The sequence below is a fragment of the Pseudarthrobacter sp. O4 genome (genome assembly GCF_050157025.1).
Taxonomy (GTDB): Bacteria; Actinomycetota; Actinomycetes; order Actinomycetales; family Micrococcaceae; genus Arthrobacter.
The window spans coordinates 2,469,821-2,487,431 of the sequence record NZ_CP189591.1; the positions used below are offsets into that span (position 1 = coordinate 2,469,821).

Here is a 17,611-nt window from a genome sequence, read left to right on the forward strand (position 1 = left end):
GATGATCGTTGTCCCCAGCGACCATCGGCTCCGGCACCCGACCCATTCAACGTCGAATGACACCTCCGGAGAGGCACAGAAATGACCACCGAACACGCGGCGTCCCAGACCTCGCAGCACGAACAGCACAAAGGGCTGAGCGCCAAGGGACTCAAGGCCGGATCGGTGGGGCTGATCGGCGCCGTCGTCATCGGCGTATCCTGCATCGCTCCCGCCTACACCCTGACGGCGGCGCTGGGCCCCACCGTGTCCGAAGTCGGGGTCCAGCTCCCGGCGATCTTCCTCGTGGGTTTCGTCCCCATGCTGCTTGTGGCCTTCGGCTACCGCGAGCTGAACAATGCAATGCCCGACGCCGGAACCTCCTTCACCTGGGCGTCCCGGGCCTTCGGTCCGTGGATCGGCTGGATGGGCGGCTGGGGCCTGATCGCGGCAACCATCATCGTGCTGTCCAACCTGGCAGCCGTGGCGGTGGACTTCTTCTACCTCATGCTGGCGCAGCTGTTCGGGAACCCGGAACTGGCTGATCTCACCATCAACCTGCCGCTGAACATCGCCACGACGCTGGTGTTCATAGCGCTGGCCTGCTGGATCTCCTACCGCGGCATGGAAACCACCAAGGGCGTGCAGTACGTCCTGGTCGCCTTCCAGCTCCTGGTGCTGGGCTGGTTCGCCGTCGCCGCCTTCAGCCACGTCGCCAACGGCACGGCCTTCGACGCCACCGCCATCTCCCCGGACTGGTTCAACCCGTTCGCGGTCGGATCCTTCTCCTCCTTCGCCGCCGGCGTCTCGCTGTCCATCTTCATTTACTGGGGCTGGGACGTCACCCTGACCATGAACGAGGAAACCCGGAACCCGGAGAAGACGCCGGGCCGCGCCGCCACCGTCACCGTGCTGGTCATCGTGGTCATCTACATGACCGTCGCGCTCTCCACCCTGGCCTTCGCGGGCATCGGTGAAGAAGGGCTCGGGGCCGGAAACCCGGAGAACCAGGGCAGCATCTTCGCCGTCCTCGCCGGCCCGGTCATGGGGCCGTTCGCCATCCTGATGTCCCTGGCCATCCTCAGCAGCTCGGCCGCGTCCCTGCAGTCCACCTTTGTTTCTCCGGCCCGGACGCTGCTCGCCATGGGCCACTACAAGGCGCTGCCGCACAAGTTCGGCAAGGTCAGCCCGCGCTACAAGTCCCCGAGCTACGCCACGGTTGCGGCTGCCGTTGCCGCCGCAGCCTTTTACGTCATCACCCGGACCACCTCCGAGAACGCACTCTGGGACACCATCACCGCCCTGGGCATGATGATCTGCTTCTACTACGGCATCACCGCCCTGGCCTGCGTCTGGTTCTTCCGGGCCGAGGCGTTCAGCGGCGCGCGGGCGTTCTTCTTCAAGTTCCTCTCGCCCCTCGTGGGCGGCATCATCCTGCTGGTGATGTTCTTCAAGACCGCCTACGACTCGATGGATCCGGAGTACGGTTCCGGTTCATCCGTCGGCGGCCTGGGCCTCGTCTTCATCCTCGGTATGGGGGTGATCCTGCTGGGCGTAGTGCTCATGCTGGTCATGTACAAGATCCGGCCCGAGTTCTTCAAGGGGCAGGTCCTCGCCAAGGGAAACTGACCCGGAAGTCCGCCCGCGCGGACGGCTCAGTCGATGATCTTCAATCCGGTGCCCCAGTTGAAGCTCTCATAGGCGGGGTTGAGTTGCAGTCCCATTACTAGCAGCTCGAAGCCTTCCAGCTCCCGGGCGTGGTGCAGTCCGCCGACCTGGAGCGGCCGCAAACCCGCCGCAGCGGCGAACGCCGCGACCTCATTGCGGGCTTCCTCGGAGTCGGAAGCGATGAAGACGTCCAGCTGCTGGCCACTGGTGCTGCCCGCCGCCAGGGGCCCGGCGAACGTGGTGTTGAACGCCTTCACCACGGTGGCACCGGGCAGCAGGGCGGCGATTTCCTCGGCAGCGGAGGAGCCCGGGGCGACGACCAGCGAGTCAAAGGTGTCCGTGTTAATGGGATTGCTGATTTCGATCACAATCTTGCCGCTCAGGGTGTCGCCGTAGTGGGTGGCGACTTCCTTGGCCGGACCGAAGTAAAGGGCAAGCACCACAAGGTCTCCGTCCGGCATTTCGTTCAGCCCGCCGGAGGTAGTGCCGCCGCCAAGTTCAGCAGCGAGCTTGGCGGCGTTCTCCGGCGTGCGGTCCAGGATCTGGACCGCACGTCCGGCGGCCACGGCGCGTGTTCCGATGGCGCTTGCCATGTTGCCGCTGCCGATGATGGTCATGTCTGTCATCGTGTTCCCTCCGCTGAAAAGTGCCGGGTGTTGGGGAAGAAGCCGGGGTTGGAGAAGGAGGGGGCGGAGTAGGCGGGTGCGCCGGCCGCGCGCTCCGCTTCGGCCAAGGCACGCTCAAGCCGGTCGACGGCCGGGCCGTAACGGGCATCGTTTCCGCCGCGCAGCTGCTCGGCCGCCTTCATCGCCCGGATGAGGGCTGCCGTCTCCGGCCGGGCCGGGTCGCTCATGCCGGGGTAGTCGATGCAGTAACCGGGGTCCAGTTCGTAGCGCTGCCAGCGGGCGAGGGCGCTGCGGTGCCGGGCGGCGGCTGCTTCGTTGGCCTCAAGGGTTTCCCGGGCGGACCGCCGGGCTTCCTGCCAGCTGAACAGCCGCGGCGTCCACCGGTAGGCGGCCCCGGCGGTGCCCGCGGCAAGAAGTCCGAGCATCAGCCCGGCCCACGGCGAGGCAAGGGACGGAACAATCACGGCTGGTGCCACCACGGCGAGCCCGGCGAAGCCGTCCCAGAACACCGCATCCGGCAGCCCGGCGTCGGAGGCCAGATGCTTTCGGGCCAGATAAACAGAGCCTGCCACCGCAGCGACGACGACGGCGGCCAGCGCAAGCAGTTGCCAGGCCGGGAGCAGGTTGGTTTCGAAGAGAGCCGGCATTCCAAACACCTCCAGGGAAGCTGCCCGGGGCGGGCGCAGTTCCGCTGATTCAATTGGAGTCCCTGGCGGGCGGAGCGTCAATGGTCCGTGGCGGTCCGGTGCTCGGCAGGTTCACACACGGGGGTGTCCCGGCGTAGCCTAGGGCCCATGCGACTGAAAATGTGCAGTATTCACGTCAAGGATCCCGCCGCGGCGCACGAGTTCTACACCGGGATCCTGGGTTTCGAGAGCCTCATGGCCATGCCGGAGCAGAACCTCTACATCGTCAAGGACCCCGGGACCGACGGCGGCACGGTCGGACTGCTGCTGGAACCCAGCGACAATCCGATCGGAGCGGCATACATGAACGGGCTGCACGACGCCGGGATGCCCGCGATAGTGCTGGGCGTTCCGGACGTCCGGGCCGAATACCAGCGGCTCACGGCCAAGGGCGTGATGTTCCAGGGCGAACCGAGCGATGGCCCCGGTGGCACGTCCGCTGTGATGGACGACGGCTGCGGCAACTTCGTCCAGCTGCACCAGGACTGACTGGTTCATCAGCTGGGGACCCGGCGCGCGACGTCGGCCCTGCCCACTAAGCTCGATCTGTGATTACCGGTGAATAAAGTCCCAAGTCGACAAGGTCTGGAATGCGTTCTGGAGCGGCGGCATCTCCAACCCGCTGGAGATCATCGAGCAGATCACGTATCTGCTCTTCCTCAAGAGGCTTGACGAGCGCCACACGCGGCAGGAGAAGAAGGCCAACATGCTGGGCCAGCCACTCTGATGTCCGAGGAAACCCAGCCGGACGGAATCCCTCCCACCGGGGACCAGCAAGTGGAACAAGATTGAACACCGTCTGTTCTCCCACATCTCCATGAACTTGCGCGGTCGCCCCTTGACCGGCCAAGAAGTCATCGTCGAGACCATCCAAAACGACCCGCCCGAGCCACGCTGAGTAAAATCATCACAGGCTCTTAGAGCCCGAGGTCTTTTTCAACGGTGACCCAGTTGTGGGCGATCGCCTTCTGCGTGGCTGAGAGGGTCACGTTTTGCGAGCAGACGGCCTTGTTCAGGCGGGCCCGATGGCGGTCTCCGGTCAGCGCGGAGGCATGGGTGGGACCTGCGCCAGCACGGCCAGCGACGGCGATTCAGCACTGACCGCGGCCCGGCGCCCGTCGAGCAGGTTCCGTGCCTGGTTGGCTATGTAGAGCGGCAGCCGGCTGCTGGCCTGCCCCTGGTCGGCATCTTCGACGGCGTAGCGCAGCTGCTCGAGCGTGTCGTTGACGACCCGGAGAGCGATGCCGGGCTCCACGCCCCAGGACGTGCCCTCGGCAAGGAGATCATCCCGGGTGATGTCGGGCTGGTAGGCCTTCCCCGCGATCCGCATGGACACGTTCAGATTCCCGCCGACGGCCAGGGTGTGGGCGGAGACGTCGTACAGCGGGGCCAAAGTGATTCCGCCGCCGGGGTGGTGGAGGGTGGAGAAATTCTTCGCGTGCGCGTCGGTGTTGCCGATGGCGGTGTTGAAGGCCGTGTATGCGAGCAGCGCCTCCCTGTCATCGGTCCCGGTGCCGAGGATGCTGCGGCGGCGGGGCAGCAGGGCGGCGACGTTGCGCAGGTTCGCGGCCGGGTTGACGCCTTCGAACTTGCTGTCGGTGCGCCAGGGCAGGCCGAGGGCCTGAGCGGCGTCTTCCTGGTGGATCCGTTCCACCGTGCCGTCGGGCCGGACCGTTCGGTCGTAGCGTTCGATGACGAGGACGAGCCGCTCCCCGAAGCGCCGGGTAGTGGAGGCATAGCTGGTCAGCCCGCAGCGCCGGGAAAGATCCAGGCAGTACGCCTCGGCGTACAGGGCCGGCTCGGCCCCGGCACCGACCGGCTTGATGATGTGGGTGGACGCCGCGCCGTCGATGCCGGCGTGCCAGGTCCCGTCAAGGAGCGCGAGGGTTGTCTTGGGCTGGTAGCCGGCCAGGGAGCCGCCGCCACCGATGACGCCGAGGTTGTAGTCGTTGATGCGGTCCAGCCGCTCGGCGACCTGGGCATCGGTGAGCGGCTCATAGCGTTCCACGGGTTCGTCGGCTCCGCCGATACGGATGGCACCTGCGACGTCGCGACCGGCGTAGCCGACCAGGGCGAAGACGTCATTGGCGGCGGCGCCGGCCTGTTTGGCCAGGTTGGTCAGCCCGGTGCCTTCGGGCAGGAGCCCGCCGAAGAAGGCGGTCGCCGCCGCCGGGGAGGAGGGGCGGGGCCCAAGCGGCAGGTTCCTGGACAGGATCCGGGAGCCGACGCCGAAACGGTCCATGGCCGCGGCGGAGGTCTCGAAGGTGACGGCGTCCGGGCCGGAGCGGACCATCTGCCCGATGACGGTGCCGTAGAGGTGGACGTCCAGGGCCTCAGCCACGGTCGGTGCCCTCACGGAAGGCCAGCTCGATGCCGAGCTTATCCATGACAGCGAAGAACTTGTCGTTGAGGACTTTGGGCTTGCCGGTCTCCAGCTCGGACAGGTATCGCTGGCTGACGTCGAGCCGTTTGGCCAGATCCGTCTGGGAGAGCCCGTTGCGGGTCCGGATGCCGTAGACCATCAGACCCAGGTCGGACATTGACTTCATAACGCCGTGCACAGTGCCTCCTTGATGAGCTAGAGGTAATAAGCCTCCGGCTATTACCTATTCGTAATCGTACCATTGCCATTACGAATAGGTAATGACCGCCCAGCTGTGAAGGACCGGGTTTGCTGCTCTGAAGCACCCACGTCAATGATTCCGGCTGAGCCTGTCGCCGTACGCCAACAAATGCCAAAGTAGGCGTACGGCAACATTTTGAAATGTCGCCGTACGCCGACAGGAGGCGAAATGTATACAGTCCGTGAGGCTGGACCCTGGGTCCGCGAACTCCGTGAGGAGCGAGGCTGGTCACAGGCAGAACTGGGCCGCCGTGCAAACGTTTCGCGGACCTTCGTCATCGATCTCGAGTCCGGTAAGGCCACCGTGGAGACGTCCAAATTCATGGACGTCTCCCACGCCCTGGGGTTCGAGCTGGCCATAGGCAACCGTGAGACCGGCAACGTCCGGTGGTAAGTAGTACCCGCGCACTCGACGTCTTCATGGACGGGACGGTGTGTGGTCGCGTAGAGCAGACGCAAGCAGGCAATCGGACGTTCCGGTACCGTCCCGAGTATCAGGTCATGCAGGATGCCACTTCGCTGTCGCTGTCCATGCCGCTGGCCGCTGCCTCGCACAAGAAGCGGGCGGTGCTGCCGTGCCTGCAGGGTTTACTACCGGACAGCGACGGAGCCATGCGCACCATCGCGCGGCGCTTCGGAGTGCCGGCGTCGAACCCGGTTGCCATTCTTGAGCACATTGGCGCAGATGTTGCCGGTGCCCTCCAGTTCATGCCACCGGATACCGGGGCTTCCGATGGAGTCCTTGCCCGGGATGTGGTCCGTCCAGTCACCACGTCCGAGGTTGCCGACATGTTGGATCATGTAGTCGCCGAATACGCGGACGGAACGCCCTACGACGACGCAGCAGGGCGGTTCAGCCTGGCGGGCGCGCCGGCCAAAATTGCCCTTCACCGGTTTCCCGACGGCGGTTGGGGAGTCCCGGCGGATGCCACCCCGACAACCCACATCCTGAAACCATCGACAGGGAACTTCAGCCGGCTCGACGTCGTCGAGCAGCTCACCATGGGAGCTGCCGCTTTTCTGGGACTGGAGGTGGCGGCTTCCGAACTCTTGCGGATCGGGGCATGGGACGTATTTGTCACGCAACGCCATGACCGTGAGCTCGCAGGCGGAATGTGGCGGCGCATCCAGTCCCGCTCATCCGCACCCTCCGGGCGATCGAAAGCCATGCACGCGTGGGTTAGGCTGGGCCCCTAGCGGTTCACTTTGTCCTTGTCCGGGTGCTCGTCGCCGATATGGCCGGGCGCATTGGCGGCCAGGACCCGCTCTATGAAGGAGCTGTACTCCTCCATGTAGTGGCGCAGCAACTGAGCCGTGGTTTCGTCCTTGACGTCGCCGTCCTCGCCGTAGACCTCCGGGACGAAGCGGATGTAAGCCTCCGGCGCATTGAGTTGCGGCGCATCGAGGAAGCTCAGTACGCTGCGGAACGAGGACTGCATCACGGCCGTGCCGATGCCGCCAGGGGAGGCGCCGATGATCCCGGTGGGCTTGCGGGCGAACGAGTTGGTGCCCCAGGGCCGGGATCCCCAGTCGATGGCGTTCTTGAGCGCTCCTGGGATGGACCGGTTGTACTCGGGAGAGACGAACAGGATGCCGTCGGAACCGGCGACCGCATCCTTGAGGGCCTGCCCTTCGGCAGGAAAGTCCGCGTCATAATCCGGGTTGTACAACGGGAGGTCCTTGATGGGAATTTCCGTGAACTCCAGCTCCGCGGGTGCAAGCCGGATCAGGGCCTTGGACAGGGTCCGGTTGATGGAATTGCTCGAAAGGCTCCCGACAAAATATCCGATCTTGAAGGCCACGGCCTGATTCCTTCCCGATGCTCCGCCGGTCGCTGGTGGATTGAGAAATGAAGATGGGGATCGGGCCAGCGGTCCCGACTCATTCCGCGAGCATAGTCCTGCGTCCGCGGGATGAAAATAGGGGCCGGATCAGATAGCCCGCCGCTACTCGGCTGCGGCGCGGGCCTTCTTGGCGTCCTTCTTCGCGGCCTCGTCCTTGACCCGCTGGGCCTCGGCACGGACGGCGGCGTGGGTGGAGCGCTCGGCCACCAGCCATGCGGGGGGAGCCTGCAGCAGCGCGGTGATCTCCGCCGTCGTGAGCGCTTCCTCGACGCCACCGCGGGCCAGGCCGGCGATGGACACGTTCAGCTTCTGCGCGACCACCGGGCGGGGGTGCGGGCCATTGCGGCGCAGTTCGGCCAGCCACTCCGGCGGGTTCGCCTGGAGCTCGGCGAAATCGGCGCGGGTGATAACCGAATCCTGGAACTCCTGGGGTGTTGCGGGCAGGTAGATGCCAAGTTTCTTGGCAACGGTGGCCGGCTTCATGGACTGGGAGTTTGCAGAGGTCATACTTCAAGAGTATCCGGCGCGGCGGTGGCGCGGCACCAGACGGCGGAACCCGACGCCGGCTCTGGCGGTACTGTGAACTTGTGTCCGCAGACGATGAATCCCCCCCAGCCCCTGAAGAATCCGCCGCCGAAACCGCCGCCCCGGCCGAAGCAGCGCCACGGGAGCTGCGCTTCGCCTACGTCCCGGGCGTGACTCCCGGCAAGTGGATCCGGCGCTGGGAAGAGCGGATGCCGGATGTTCCGCTGCACTCCTTTATGTCCGACGACGGCGCCCAGCTTGCGGTGCTGCGCGACGGTTCCGCGGACCTGAGCTTCGTGCGCCTTCCCGTGGAACGCGAGGGCCTGAGCGTCATCCCGCTGTATGAGGAACAGCCCGTGGTGGTGGCGCCGAAGGGCCACGAAATTTCGGTGTTTGAGGAAGTTGCGCTGGCGGACCTGGCCGCGGAGACCCTGCTGGATGTGCAGGAACTCGGCGGACCGGAGATGGCCCTGCACGTGGTGGCATCCGGCGCCGGCCTGGCCATCCTGCCGATGTCCGTGGCGCGCCACTTCAACGTCAAGGACACCGTGGCCCGGAAGCTCACGGGGGCGCCCACCACGGAGATTGCCGTGGCGTGGCCCAGCGACTCCACGGACGAGGTGATCGAGGAGTTCATCGGGATTGTCCGCGGCCGCACCGCGGCGAGCTCCCGGCAGCCCTCGGCCCAGCAGGAAAAGCCCAAGCGCGAACCGAAGCCGGACCGGCGCGGGACCGGGGTCAAGAAACCGAAGGTGGCGCAGCGGTACGCGCCGAATCCGGACAAGGGCCGCGGCAAGGGGTCACGTAAGAAGGGCAAGCGCTGACCGCGGATTCCTGGACGTTGCTGCCGCTCCTATGCTGCGCAGGCGTCCCGGAGGGCACTCACGGACTCGGCCGGCACCTGGTCGCCGGATTCGGCAATCTGCCGCAGCGGCGTGGTGATGTCCGAGGGCACGCCGGCGGTCTCCGCCCCGGCGACGAGTCCGCCGAGGAGTTCCTTGTCCTTGACGCTGACGAGGCCGTCCTCCACAAGGGTGCAGACCTGCTTCTTAACTTCGCCGCCGGCTGCGGTGGCAACCTGGGAAGCGCCGTCGCTGACTGCCTTGTTGGCGGCGTCCTGCGCCTGGCCGCAGCCGGTCAGGGCGATCACGAGCGAGGCGGCGGACAGGGCGGCAAGGCGAAGTTTCATTCATCCAGCCTAACAAGCGGTTTCCGGAAGACCTGCACGGAGCAGGCGGGCGCCGGTCGCGGAGCCGCCTGCTCGGTCGGTGCCGGCGGGCCTAGGGTGAAACCATGTGAACGGACTTCACCCCGATGAACTGCCATCCCGCGATGATTATGGCAGTTTGAGTTGGGTCCGGTTCTGCAGTCACCGACTCCTACCGCCTCGCCCAGACCCTCCAACAAACCACATAGTCCGCACAAACGAAGACCTCTTCAGCGCCAATTGGCGCCGCTCGTTCTCTTTTTCGTGACTGCACCCACCCAAACAAACGGCCCGGTCGATTCCTCGCTGGGATTCGATCCGGACCGTTCGGTGTTTGCTAGAGGGCCAGCCTAATGGCTGATCTCGCCTTCCGTCCGGCCTGTTCGCTCATCACACGCCCTTGGTATGCGTCACCGTGTTGTTCCCGTACAGCCTTCGGATTCGTCAGATTCCGGGTCCCGGGTCGAGATGCATCACTGTCCGACACAACTATTGGCGGCGTCCCAGCCACTCCTGGTTGCGATTCCAGCCTCGTCGTGACATGGGTCCCGATGAGACTGCGATTTACCTCCATCGTGGGCTCAAATCAGATTGACACTCTCACGAGGGGGTGGACAACCTTGCCCCGCAGTCATTCTTCACCGTGGCCTCGGTGAATCCGCCCATCATCCAGTTCACGTCGGTGGGCAGGAAGGACTCTCTGCGGAACGTCGTCGCCACGGGTGAGTTCATTGTGAACCCGGCCCCAGAGACCGCCGGCCCGGACCCACGACGGTCCGGGCCGGCATTCCACGTCACGGCGGACGAAGATGACCGGAGGACGGCAGGAATGCCCCCGTTCCGGACCCCGGAAATGCGCTACCGTTAGCGCTAACAGAACGGCAGCCGGCCGCGGGGGGCCATGGCCGGTCCGGCGCCCTCCTGTAGCTTGATTTCACGCGGATCGGCCGCATACGGAGGAAGGTGCCTCGCATGGGGAACAACAGTGACCGGCGGCTGCCGCGCCTCGAGGACGTTGCAGCGCGGGCCAAGGTTTCCCACCAGACGGTGTCGCGGGTGATCAACAACCACCCGAATGTCAGCGCGGCAACCAGGGCGCGGGTCGAGGCGGCGATTGCCGAACTCGGCTACCGGCGCAACACGGCCGCCAGGAGCCTCGTGACCCGGCGCACCCAGACCATCGGCGTCCTCGCCTCCGAACTCGGGCAGTATGGCCCGGCGAATACGCTGCTGGGAGTCCAGCAGGCCGCCCGGGAGGCAGGGTATTTCGTGAGCATTGCCGCGATCAAGGGGGCCGGTCCTGAGGTCATTTCCGATGCGGTGCGCCACCTCACGGACCAGGGCGCGGATGGGTTGATTGTCATAGTGCCGCACGACGGGACGCTTCAGGCGCTCGAACGCCTGAACCTGGATGTCCCGGTGATCGTAGTCGGCGGAGCCGGGGAAGGGCGGTTGAGCGGTGCGATGGTCGACCAGAAGCTGGGGGCGCGGCTGGCCGTCGCCCATCTGATCAGGCTTGGCCACCAGCGGATCGGCCATGTCTCGGGTCCGCTCGGCTGGATCGATGGCCAAGGCCGTGTTGACGGGTGGCGCGAGGAGCTGGCGGAAGCCGGCCTCAGCGACGACCTTCTGGTGGAGGGTGACTGGAGCGCGGGCAGCGGGTACCGGATCGGGCAGCAGCTGGCAGAACAGCGCAGCGCCACGGCGGTGTTCGTCAGCAACGACCAGATGGCGCTGGGCGTGCTGCGGGCGTTCGGCGAGAAGGGCATCCGCGTGCCGGAAGATGTCTCGCTGGTCGGCTTCGACGACCAGCCCGAATCCGCCTACTTCATGCCGCCGCTGACCACCGTGCGCCAGGACTTCGAGGAACTCGGAAAACGCTGCATGGACCTGATGCGCGCCCAGATCGAGGACGGTGCGGCCGGCGGCGCCCTGGTGGTCAAACCTGAGCTCGTCGTGCGCGCCAGCACCGCGGCCGGGCCGCGGCTCCCCTAAGGGCCGGAGCCGTAGTTCGAGCAACGCGTATGCCGGAGCTTCTTGACAGCAGGTTTGTTAGCGCTAACAATAAAGGGGTTCGCAACGCTGCGGAACCTATTGGAGGATTTGATGGACGTCTCAGTGGACGGAACCGAAAACTTTGTCATCGGCGTGGACTACGGCACGCTCTCCGGGCGGGCCGTCGTCGTCCGGGTCCGGGACGGCAAGGAACTGGGCAGCGGCGTCTTCGACTACCCGCATGCCGTGGTCACCGGCGAGCTTCCGGAGGACACGGCGGGCGCCGCCGGCATCCGGCTTCCCGGCGAATGGGCCCTCCAGGTTCCCAACGACTACCGGGAGGTCCTGCGCCACGCCGTCCCCGCCGCGATCGCCGACGCCGGAATCGACCCGGCCGCGGTCGTCGGAATCGCCACCGACTTCACCGCCTGCACCATGGTTCCGGTCAAGGCGGACGGAACCCCGCTGAACGAACTCGCCAGGCTCGCCAGCCGGCCGCACGCCTACGTGAAGCTGTGGCGGCACCACGCCGCGCAGCCGCAGGCGGACCGGATCAACGCCCTGGCGGCCGAACGCGGCGAAAGCTGGCTCCCGCGCTATGGCGGGCTGATCTCCTCCGAATGGGAATTCGCCAAAGGACTGCAGCTGCTTGAAGAAGACCCGGAAACCTACGCCGCGATGGACCGCTGGGTGGAAGCCGCCGACTGGATCGTCTGGCAGCTCTGCGGCAACTACGTCCGCAACGCCTGCACGGCCGGCTACAAGGGGATCTACCAGGACGGCCGCTACCCCTCGGAGGACTTCCTTGCCGCCCTGAACCCGCAGTTCAAGGACTTCGTCAGCACCAAGCTGGAGCACACCATCGGCCGGCTGGGCGACGCCGCGGGCCGGCTGACCGCCGAAGCCGCCGCCTGGACCGGACTGCCTGAGGGGATCGCCGTCGCGGTGGGAAACGTGGACGCCCACGTCACCGCCCCGGCGGCCAGGGCCGTGGAGCCAGGACAGCTCGTGGCCATCATGGGTACCTCCACCTGCCACGTTCTGAACGGAACCGAGCTGCGCGAAGTGCCGGGCATGTGCGGCGTGGTGGACGGCGGGATTGTGGAGGGGATGTGGGGGTACGAGGCGGGGCAGAGCGGCGTGGGCGACATCTTCGGCTGGTTCACCAGGTACGGCGTCCCGCCGGAATACCATCAGGCCGCCGCCGCCCGCGGGCTCGGCATCCACGAATACCTGACCGGACTCGCCGCAGGCCAGGCCATCGGCGGGCACGGCCTCATTGCCCTCGACTGGCACTCCGGGAACCGTTCGGTGCTGGTGGACCACGAACTGTCCGGCCTCGTGCTCGGACAGACCCTCGCCACCCGGCCCGAGGACACCTACCGGGCCCTGCTGGAGGCCACGGCCTTCGGCACCCGGACCATCGTGGACGCCTTCCGCGACTCGGGAGTGCCGGTGAAGGAGTTCATCGTCGCCGGCGGGCTGTTGAAAAACGAGCTCCTGATGCAGATCTACGCCGACGTCACGGGACTGCAGCTCTCCACCATCGGCTCCAGCCAGGGCCCGGCCCTCGGCTCGGCCATCCACGCCGCCGTGGCGGCCGGCCGGTACCAAGACATCCGGGCCGCCGCCGCCGCCATGGGCTCCGAACCCGGAGCCGTGTTCACCCCCATCCCGGAGAACGTTGCCGCCTACGAGGAACTGTTCCAGGAGTACCGCACGCTCCACGACCACTTCGGCAGGGGAGCGAACGAGGTCATGCACCGGCTCAAGGCCATCCAGCGCAATGCGGTCCGGCCCCTAGTCGCCACGGGGGTAACCGCGTGAGCGCGCTGCTGGAATCCATCGCACGGCTCCGCCGCGAGGTCTGTGCACTGCATGCCGAGCTCACGCACTACCAGCTGGTGGTCTGGACCGCGGGAAACGTATCCGCGCGCGTGCCCGGCTACGACCTGATGGTCATCAAACCGTCCGGGGTTTCCTACGCCGGGCTGAGCCCCGAGCTCATGGTGGTCACGGACCTCTACGGCACGCCGGTCAGCGGGCTTTCCGCCGAGGCCGACGGCGGCGCCGCGGATTGGGGAAACCCTGATCTCACGCCGTCCTCGGACACCGCGGCGCATGCCTACGTCTACCGCAACATGCCCGAGGTCGGCGGAGTGGTCCACACCCATTCCACGTACGCCACCGCCTGGGCCGCCCGGGGCGAGCCCATCCCGTGCGTGCTCACCATGATGGGCGACGAGTTCGGCGGCCCCATCCCGGTGGGTCCCTTCGCGCTGATCGGGGACGACTCGATCGGCCGCGGCATCGTGGACACCCTGGCCCACTCCACCTCGCCGGCCGTGCTGATGCAGAACCACGGACCCTTCACCGTGGGCAAGGATGCCCGCTCGGCGGTGAAAGCCGCGGTCATGTGCGAGGAAGTGGCCCGGACCGTCCATATTTCCCGCCAGCTCGGCGAGCCCCTGCCGATCGACCCCGCCCAGATCGACTCTCTCTACGCCCGCTACCAGAACGTCTACGGCCGCTAGGCCCACCACCGCCAGCCCTCCCCACCACGTCCGCAGGAGAAAACATGTCCAACGCCAACAACACGTCCCTTGAGCAGTACGAGGTCTGGTTCCTCACCGGCAGCCAGCACCTCTACGGCGAGGACGTCCTCAAGCAGGTGGCCGCGCAGTCACAGGAGATTGCCCGGCAGCTCAACGGCTCGTCCGACGTCCCGGTGAAAATCGTCTGGAAACCCGTGCTCACGGACTCGGACGCCATCCGCCGCACCGCCCTGGAAGCGAATTCCGACGACGCCGTGATCGGCGTGACCGCCTGGATGCACACCTTCTCCCCGGCCAAGATGTGGATCCAGGGCCTGGACCTGCTCCGCAAACCGCTCCTGCACCTGCACACCCAGGCCAACGTCGAACTGCCGTGGGCGGACATCGACTTCGACTTCATGAACCTGAACCAGGCCGCGCACGGCGACCGCGAGTTCGGCTACATCCAGTCGCGCCTCGGCATTCCGCGCAAGACCGTCGTCGGGCACGTGTCCAACCCCGAGGTGTCCCGCCAGGTCGGATCCTGGCAGCGCGCGTCCGCCGGCTGGGCTGCCGTCCGGACCCTGAAGCTCACCCGTTTCGGCGACAACATGCGCAACGTCGCCGTCACCGAAGGGGACAAGACCGAAGCGGAACTGCGCTTCGGCGTCTCGGTGAACACCTGGTCCGTCAACGAACTCGCCGACGCCGTGCACGGCGCGCCGGAGACCGACGTCGACGTCCTCGTCGCCGAATATGAGCGGCTCTACGACGTGGCCCCGGAACTCCGGGCCGGCGGAGCGCGCCATGAGTCGCTGCGCTACAGCGCACGGATCGAACTGGGCCTGCGCAGCTTCCTGGAGGCCAACGGCTCCGCGGCATTCACCACCTCCTTCGAGGACCTCGGCGCACTCCGCCAGCTGCCGGGCATGGCCGTCCAGCGGCTCATGGCCGACGGCTACGGCTTCGGCGCCGAGGGCGACTGGAAGACCGCCATCCTGGTCCGGGCCGCCAAGGTCATGGGCGCCGGGCTCCCCGGCGGCGCCTCCCTCATGGAGGACTACACGTACCACCTCGTCCCGGGCCAGGAGAAAATCCTGGGCGCCCATATGCTCGAGGTCTGCCCGTCCCTGACCGCCACAAAGCCCCGCGTGGAAATCCACCCGCTCGGCATCGGCGGCAAGGAAGACCCGGTCCGTATGGTCTTCGACACCGACGCCGGCCCCGGCGTCGTGGTGGCGCTGTCCGACATGCGCGACCGCTTCCGCCTCGTGGCGAACGCCGTCGACGTCGTGGACCTTGACGAGCCGTTGCCCTACCTGCCGGTGGCCCGCGCGCTCTGGTCGCCCAAGCCGGACTTCACCACCTCCGCGGCCGCCTGGCTGACGGCCGGGGCCGCCCACCACACCGTCCTGACCACCGCCGTCGGCATGGACGTCTTCGAGGACTTCGCCGAGATCGCCCGCACGGAGCTGCTGACCATTGACGTAGGCACCACGATCCGGGGGTTCAAGAAGGAACTGGCCTGGAACGCCGCCTACTACAAGCTGGCAAGCGGGCTGTGACCGGGGCCGAATACGGGCTCCGGCACGGGGAGTACACCGCGGTCATCGCCGCCCGGGGAGCGGCGGTGCGGGAACTGCGGCACCGGGGCCGGGACCTCGTCGTCCCGTTCCCCGCCGGCGGGCCCAACCCGGACCACCGCGGCGTCGTCGTCGCGCCCTGGCCGAACCGGATTCCCGACGGGAAGTACACCTTTGGCGGGGTGGACTACCAGGTGCCGGTCAACGAGCCCGGCCGGCAGTGCGCCCTGCACGGCTTCACCCCGGAGCTGGACTGGAGGCTGGAGTCCCGGACGGAATCCGCCGTGGCGCTCTCCTGCGCCATCGAGCCGACGCCGGGCTACCCCTTCGCATTGTCGATCACCGCCTGCTACCGGCTGGACGGCGACGGACTGCACACGACCGTCACGGCAGCCAATGTGGGGGAGCGGACCGCGCCCTACGGGGTCTGCCCGCACCCCTACCTGCTGGCAGGACCTGCGCCGCTGGACGAATGGAGCCTGGAGATACCGGCGGACTCCTTCCTCGAGGTCACGCCGGACCGGCTGCTGCCGGTCGCCGTCCGGCCCGTTGAAGGACACGAATACGACTTCCGCGCCGCCCGCGTCATCGGTTCCACGGAGATCGACCATGCCTTCACCGACATTGTTTTCGACGACGACGACGACGGCGACGGCGACGGCGACGGCGACGGGCAGGCACGCGTCGTGGTCCGGGACCCGGGCGGGACCGGCGTCGGCATGGCCTGGGACCGCAGCTGCGCCTGGCTGCAGCTCTACACCGGGGACACGGAACCGCCGCTGCCCACCCGGCCGGGGCTCGCCGTCGAACCGATGAGCTGCCCGCCGGACGCCTTCAACACCGGCACGGACCTCGTGCGGCTCGAACCCGGAGCCTCGCACGGCGCGTCCTGGTGCATCTTCGCCGCCTGACCTCCAGACGGCCCGCCGCCGGCCCGAAGGAGAATAAACGCCGAATGTGCGTTGACTCACATGTTTCTAGAAGCTATCTTTGACCATATTGTTAGCGATAACAATCAGCCGCAGTTCCCTTGCCGGCTGAACCCCCGTTCCATTCAGACCTCCGCAATCCTCCCGCTGTTACCGCCCCGCAGGGGGCACAATGACGTGCAGGGCTGCGATCAGGAGCAACTTCGCGGCCCACGGGTCCGCGGAAGGAGAAAATTGTGAAGATCAGGAAACTCCTGGGCGCCGTTGCGGTTGTCCTCGCTGTGACCGTCGGGGCCACCGGCTGCGGCAGCCGGCCCGGTACGGCCGCCCCGTCCGCCAGCGCCGATGCTGCCGGCTCCCTCGTCGGGATCTCGATGCCGACGCAGACCTCGGAACGGTGGATCGCCGACGGCAAGAACGTCTCGGACTCCGTGACGAAGCTCGGCTACAAGACCGACCTGCAGTACGCCAATGACGACATCCCCACGCAGGTGGCGCAGATCGAGAACATGCTCACCAAGGGCGCCAAGGCCCTCATCGTCGCGGCCATCGACGGCACCACGCTGACCGACGTCCTCGCCAAGGCGAAGGAACAGAACGTCAAGGTCATTGCCTACGACCGGCTCATCAACGGCACGCCGAATGTCGACTTCTACACCACCTTCGACAACTACACGGTGGGCGTGCAGCAGGCCACTTCGCTGCTGACCGGCCTGGGCCTCGTTGACGCCAGCGGCAACAAGGTCGCAGGCAAGGGCCCCTTCAATGTGGAGCTCTTCGCCGGCAGCCCGGATGACAACAACGCCAACTTCTTCTGGACCGGCGCCATGGACACCCTCAAGCCGTACCTGGACGCCGGAACCCTGAAGGTGCCCAGCGGCCAGACCAAGTTCGAGCAGGCCGCCATCCTGCGCTGGCAGGCCCCCGTGGCCCAGAAGCGCATGGAGGACATCCTCACCGCCGCCTACAGCTCCGGCACCAAGCTCGACGGCGTTCTCTCCCCGTATGACGGCCTGTCCATCGGCATCATCTCGGCCCTGACCAGCACCGGCGGCTACGCCAAGGGAAGCCTGCCGATCGTTACCGGCCAGGACGCCGAAAAGGGTTCGGTGAAGTCCATCATCGCCGGCGAGCAGTACTCCACGATCTTCAAGGACACCCGGCAGCTGGGAGCCCAGGCAGTGAAGATGGTCGACGCCCTCCTGAAGGGCCAGGAGCCCGAGGTCAACGACACCAAGACCTACAACAACAAGGTCAAGGTGGTCCCCGCGTACCTGCTCAAGTCCGTCATCATCACGAATGAGAACTACAAGAAGGAACTCATCGACTCCGGTTACTACACCGAGGCCGACGTCAAGTAGTCACGTCGAAGGGTGGCGGTCCGCCGTCTAGCCCGGGCCGCCACCCTTCCC

The 17,611-nt window shown here is 66.7% G+C and carries 19 protein-coding genes and 1 pseudogene; 13 read left to right on the forward strand and 7 right to left on the reverse strand.

Annotation, left to right across the window (positions count from 1 at the left end):
- Window positions 1-81: 81 nt before the first annotated feature.
- The gene (locus tag ACQCSU_RS11405; RefSeq protein ID WP_426975365.1) at window positions 82-1,608 is read left to right on the forward strand and encodes an APC family permease; all 1,527 of its coding nucleotides are present in this window, start codon (window positions 82-84) and stop codon (window positions 1,606-1,608) included.
- 26 nt (window positions 1,609-1,634) lie between these two features.
- On the opposite strand, the gene ACQCSU_RS11410 is transcribed toward ACQCSU_RS11405, so the two are convergent.
- Together ACQCSU_RS11410 and ACQCSU_RS11415 are read right to left on the reverse strand one after the other, a co-directional pair.
- Window positions 1,635-2,273, reverse strand: a complete 639-nt coding sequence (locus ACQCSU_RS11410; protein WP_426975366.1) for an NADPH-dependent F420 reductase — start codon at window positions 2,271-2,273, stop codon at window positions 1,635-1,637.
- Complete coding sequence (locus ACQCSU_RS11415; RefSeq protein ID WP_426975367.1) at window positions 2,270-2,920, reverse strand: hypothetical protein; 651 nt, start codon at window positions 2,918-2,920, stop codon at window positions 2,270-2,272. The genes ACQCSU_RS11410 and ACQCSU_RS11415 overlap by 4 nt, the downstream gene beginning before the upstream one ends.
- Window positions 2,921-3,067: 147 nt before the next feature.
- Here ACQCSU_RS11415 and ACQCSU_RS11420 point away from each other — a divergent pair, with 147 nt between their 5' ends.
- The 3 genes and pseudogenes from ACQCSU_RS11420 to ACQCSU_RS11430 all read left to right on the forward strand — a co-directional run.
- On the forward strand, window positions 3,068-3,448 hold the full coding sequence (locus ACQCSU_RS11420) for a VOC family protein (RefSeq protein WP_426975368.1): 381 nt from the start codon (window positions 3,068-3,070) through the stop codon (window positions 3,446-3,448).
- Window positions 3,449-3,581: 133 nt separating this feature from the next.
- The gene (locus ACQCSU_RS11425) at window positions 3,582-3,686 is read left to right on the forward strand and encodes a type I restriction-modification system subunit M N-terminal domain-containing protein (protein WP_426979766.1); all 105 of its coding nucleotides are present in this window, start codon (window positions 3,582-3,584) and stop codon (window positions 3,684-3,686) included.
- A gap of 33 nt (window positions 3,687-3,719) precedes the next feature.
- Window positions 3,720-3,830: pseudogene (locus ACQCSU_RS11430) on the forward strand (ISAzo13-like element transposase-related protein); the annotation flags it as partial.
- 168 nt (window positions 3,831-3,998) lie between these two features.
- On the opposite strand, the gene ACQCSU_RS11435 reads toward ACQCSU_RS11430, so the two are convergent.
- The gene (locus ACQCSU_RS11435) at window positions 3,999-5,300 is read right to left on the reverse strand and encodes a type II toxin-antitoxin system HipA family toxin (protein ID WP_426975369.1); all 1,302 of its coding nucleotides are present in this window, start codon (window positions 5,298-5,300) and stop codon (window positions 3,999-4,001) included.
- The gene (locus ACQCSU_RS11440; RefSeq protein ID WP_426975370.1) at window positions 5,293-5,520 is read right to left on the reverse strand and encodes a helix-turn-helix domain-containing protein; all 228 of its coding nucleotides are present in this window, start codon (window positions 5,518-5,520) and stop codon (window positions 5,293-5,295) included. The genes ACQCSU_RS11435 and ACQCSU_RS11440 overlap by 8 nt, the downstream gene beginning before the upstream one ends.
- 231 nt (window positions 5,521-5,751) lie before the next feature.
- On the opposite strand from ACQCSU_RS11440, the gene ACQCSU_RS11445 reads away from it, so the two are divergent.
- Both ACQCSU_RS11445 and ACQCSU_RS11450 read left to right on the forward strand, forming a co-directional pair.
- Entirely contained in the window at window positions 5,752-5,976 is a 225-nt protein-coding gene (locus tag ACQCSU_RS11445; RefSeq protein ID WP_426975371.1) for a helix-turn-helix domain-containing protein, read from the forward strand.
- Between the two features lie 26 nt (window positions 5,977-6,002).
- Entirely contained in the window at window positions 6,003-6,779 is a 777-nt protein-coding gene (locus ACQCSU_RS11450; RefSeq protein ID WP_426979767.1) for a HipA N-terminal domain-containing protein, read from the forward strand.
- Here ACQCSU_RS11450 and ACQCSU_RS11455 read toward each other — a convergent pair.
- Together ACQCSU_RS11455 and ACQCSU_RS11460 are read right to left on the reverse strand one after the other, a co-directional pair.
- Window positions 6,776-7,384: an NADPH-dependent FMN reductase gene (locus tag ACQCSU_RS11455; protein ID WP_426975372.1), complete on the reverse strand. Its 609-nt coding sequence runs from the start codon at window positions 7,382-7,384 to the stop codon at window positions 6,776-6,778. The genes ACQCSU_RS11450 and ACQCSU_RS11455 overlap by 4 nt on opposite strands.
- A gap of 144 nt (window positions 7,385-7,528) precedes the next feature.
- Complete coding sequence (locus ACQCSU_RS11460; protein ID WP_426975374.1) at window positions 7,529-7,933, reverse strand: DUF5997 family protein; 405 nt, start codon at window positions 7,931-7,933, stop codon at window positions 7,529-7,531.
- A gap of 80 nt (window positions 7,934-8,013) precedes the next feature.
- On the opposite strand from ACQCSU_RS11460, the gene ACQCSU_RS11465 reads away from it, so the two are divergent.
- Window positions 8,014-8,775, forward strand: coding sequence for a LysR family substrate-binding domain-containing protein (locus ACQCSU_RS11465; RefSeq protein ID WP_426975375.1), 762 nt, complete (start codon window positions 8,014-8,016; stop codon window positions 8,773-8,775).
- Window positions 8,776-8,804: 29 nt separating this feature from the next.
- Here ACQCSU_RS11465 and ACQCSU_RS11470 read toward each other — a convergent pair whose 3' ends face one another.
- Window positions 8,805-9,140, reverse strand: coding sequence for a hypothetical protein (locus ACQCSU_RS11470; protein WP_426975376.1), 336 nt, complete (start codon window positions 9,138-9,140; stop codon window positions 8,805-8,807).
- Between the two features lie 990 nt (window positions 9,141-10,130).
- On the opposite strand from ACQCSU_RS11470, the gene ACQCSU_RS11475 reads away from it, so the two are divergent.
- From ACQCSU_RS11475 to chvE, 6 genes are all read left to right on the forward strand, one after another.
- Window positions 10,131-11,153 (forward strand): LacI family DNA-binding transcriptional regulator, encoded by a 1,023-nt coding sequence (locus ACQCSU_RS11475; protein ID WP_426975378.1) that lies wholly within the window; start codon window positions 10,131-10,133, stop codon window positions 11,151-11,153.
- Between the two features lie 111 nt (window positions 11,154-11,264).
- On the forward strand, window positions 11,265-12,980 hold the full coding sequence (gene araB, locus ACQCSU_RS11480) for a ribulokinase (protein ID WP_426975379.1): 1,716 nt from the start codon (window positions 11,265-11,267) through the stop codon (window positions 12,978-12,980).
- Window positions 12,977-13,687 carry an L-ribulose-5-phosphate 4-epimerase gene (locus tag ACQCSU_RS11485; RefSeq protein ID WP_426975381.1) on the forward strand — a complete coding sequence of 237 codons (711 nt, stop codon included), beginning with the start codon at window positions 12,977-12,979 and terminating at the stop codon, window positions 13,685-13,687. Before araB ends, ACQCSU_RS11485 begins: the two co-directional genes overlap by 4 nt.
- A gap of 44 nt (window positions 13,688-13,731) precedes the next feature.
- Window positions 13,732-15,252 carry an L-arabinose isomerase gene (araA, locus tag ACQCSU_RS11490; protein ID WP_426975382.1) on the forward strand — a complete coding sequence of 507 codons (1,521 nt, stop codon included), beginning with the start codon at window positions 13,732-13,734 and terminating at the stop codon, window positions 15,250-15,252.
- The gene (locus tag ACQCSU_RS11495; RefSeq protein WP_426975384.1) at window positions 15,249-16,181 is read left to right on the forward strand and encodes an aldose 1-epimerase family protein; all 933 of its coding nucleotides are present in this window, start codon (window positions 15,249-15,251) and stop codon (window positions 16,179-16,181) included. Before araA ends, ACQCSU_RS11495 begins: the two co-directional genes overlap by 4 nt.
- A gap of 254 nt (window positions 16,182-16,435) precedes the next feature.
- Entirely contained in the window at window positions 16,436-17,560 is a 1,125-nt protein-coding gene (gene chvE / locus ACQCSU_RS11500) for a multiple monosaccharide ABC transporter substrate-binding protein (RefSeq protein WP_426975385.1), read from the forward strand.
- Window positions 17,561-17,611: the final 51 nt, after the last annotated feature.

Bases quoted from the DNA above. Each gene is read 5' to 3' on its own strand.
- ACQCSU_RS11460 (WP_426975374.1), bottom strand. From the start codon at position 7,933: ATGACCTCTGCAAACTCCCAGTCCATGAAGCCGGCCACCGTTGCCAAG.
- ACQCSU_RS11410 (WP_426975366.1), bottom strand. From the start codon at position 2,273: ATGACAGACATGACCATCATCGGCAGCGGCAACATGGCAAGCGCCATC.
- ACQCSU_RS11450 (WP_426979767.1), top strand. From the start codon at position 6,003: ATGGACGGGACGGTGTGTGGTCGCGTAGAGCAGACGCAAGCAGGCAAT.
- ACQCSU_RS11475 (WP_426975378.1), top strand. From the start codon at position 10,131: ATGGGGAACAACAGTGACCGGCGGCTGCCGCGCCTCGAGGACGTTGCA.
- ACQCSU_RS11405 (WP_426975365.1), top strand. From the start codon at position 82: ATGACCACCGAACACGCGGCGTCCCAGACCTCGCAGCACGAACAGCAC.
- araB (WP_426975379.1), top strand. From the start codon at position 11,265: ATGGACGTCTCAGTGGACGGAACCGAAAACTTTGTCATCGGCGTGGAC.
- ACQCSU_RS11470 (WP_426975376.1), bottom strand. From the start codon at position 9,140: ATGAAACTTCGCCTTGCCGCCCTGTCCGCCGCCTCGCTCGTGATCGCC.
- ACQCSU_RS11415 (WP_426975367.1), bottom strand. From the start codon at position 2,920: ATGCCGGCTCTCTTCGAAACCAACCTGCTCCCGGCCTGGCAACTGCTT.
- ACQCSU_RS11445 (WP_426975371.1), top strand. From the start codon at position 5,752: ATGTATACAGTCCGTGAGGCTGGACCCTGGGTCCGCGAACTCCGTGAG.
- ACQCSU_RS11420 (WP_426975368.1), top strand. From the start codon at position 3,068: ATGCGACTGAAAATGTGCAGTATTCACGTCAAGGATCCCGCCGCGGCG.
- araA (WP_426975382.1), top strand. From the start codon at position 13,732: ATGTCCAACGCCAACAACACGTCCCTTGAGCAGTACGAGGTCTGGTTC.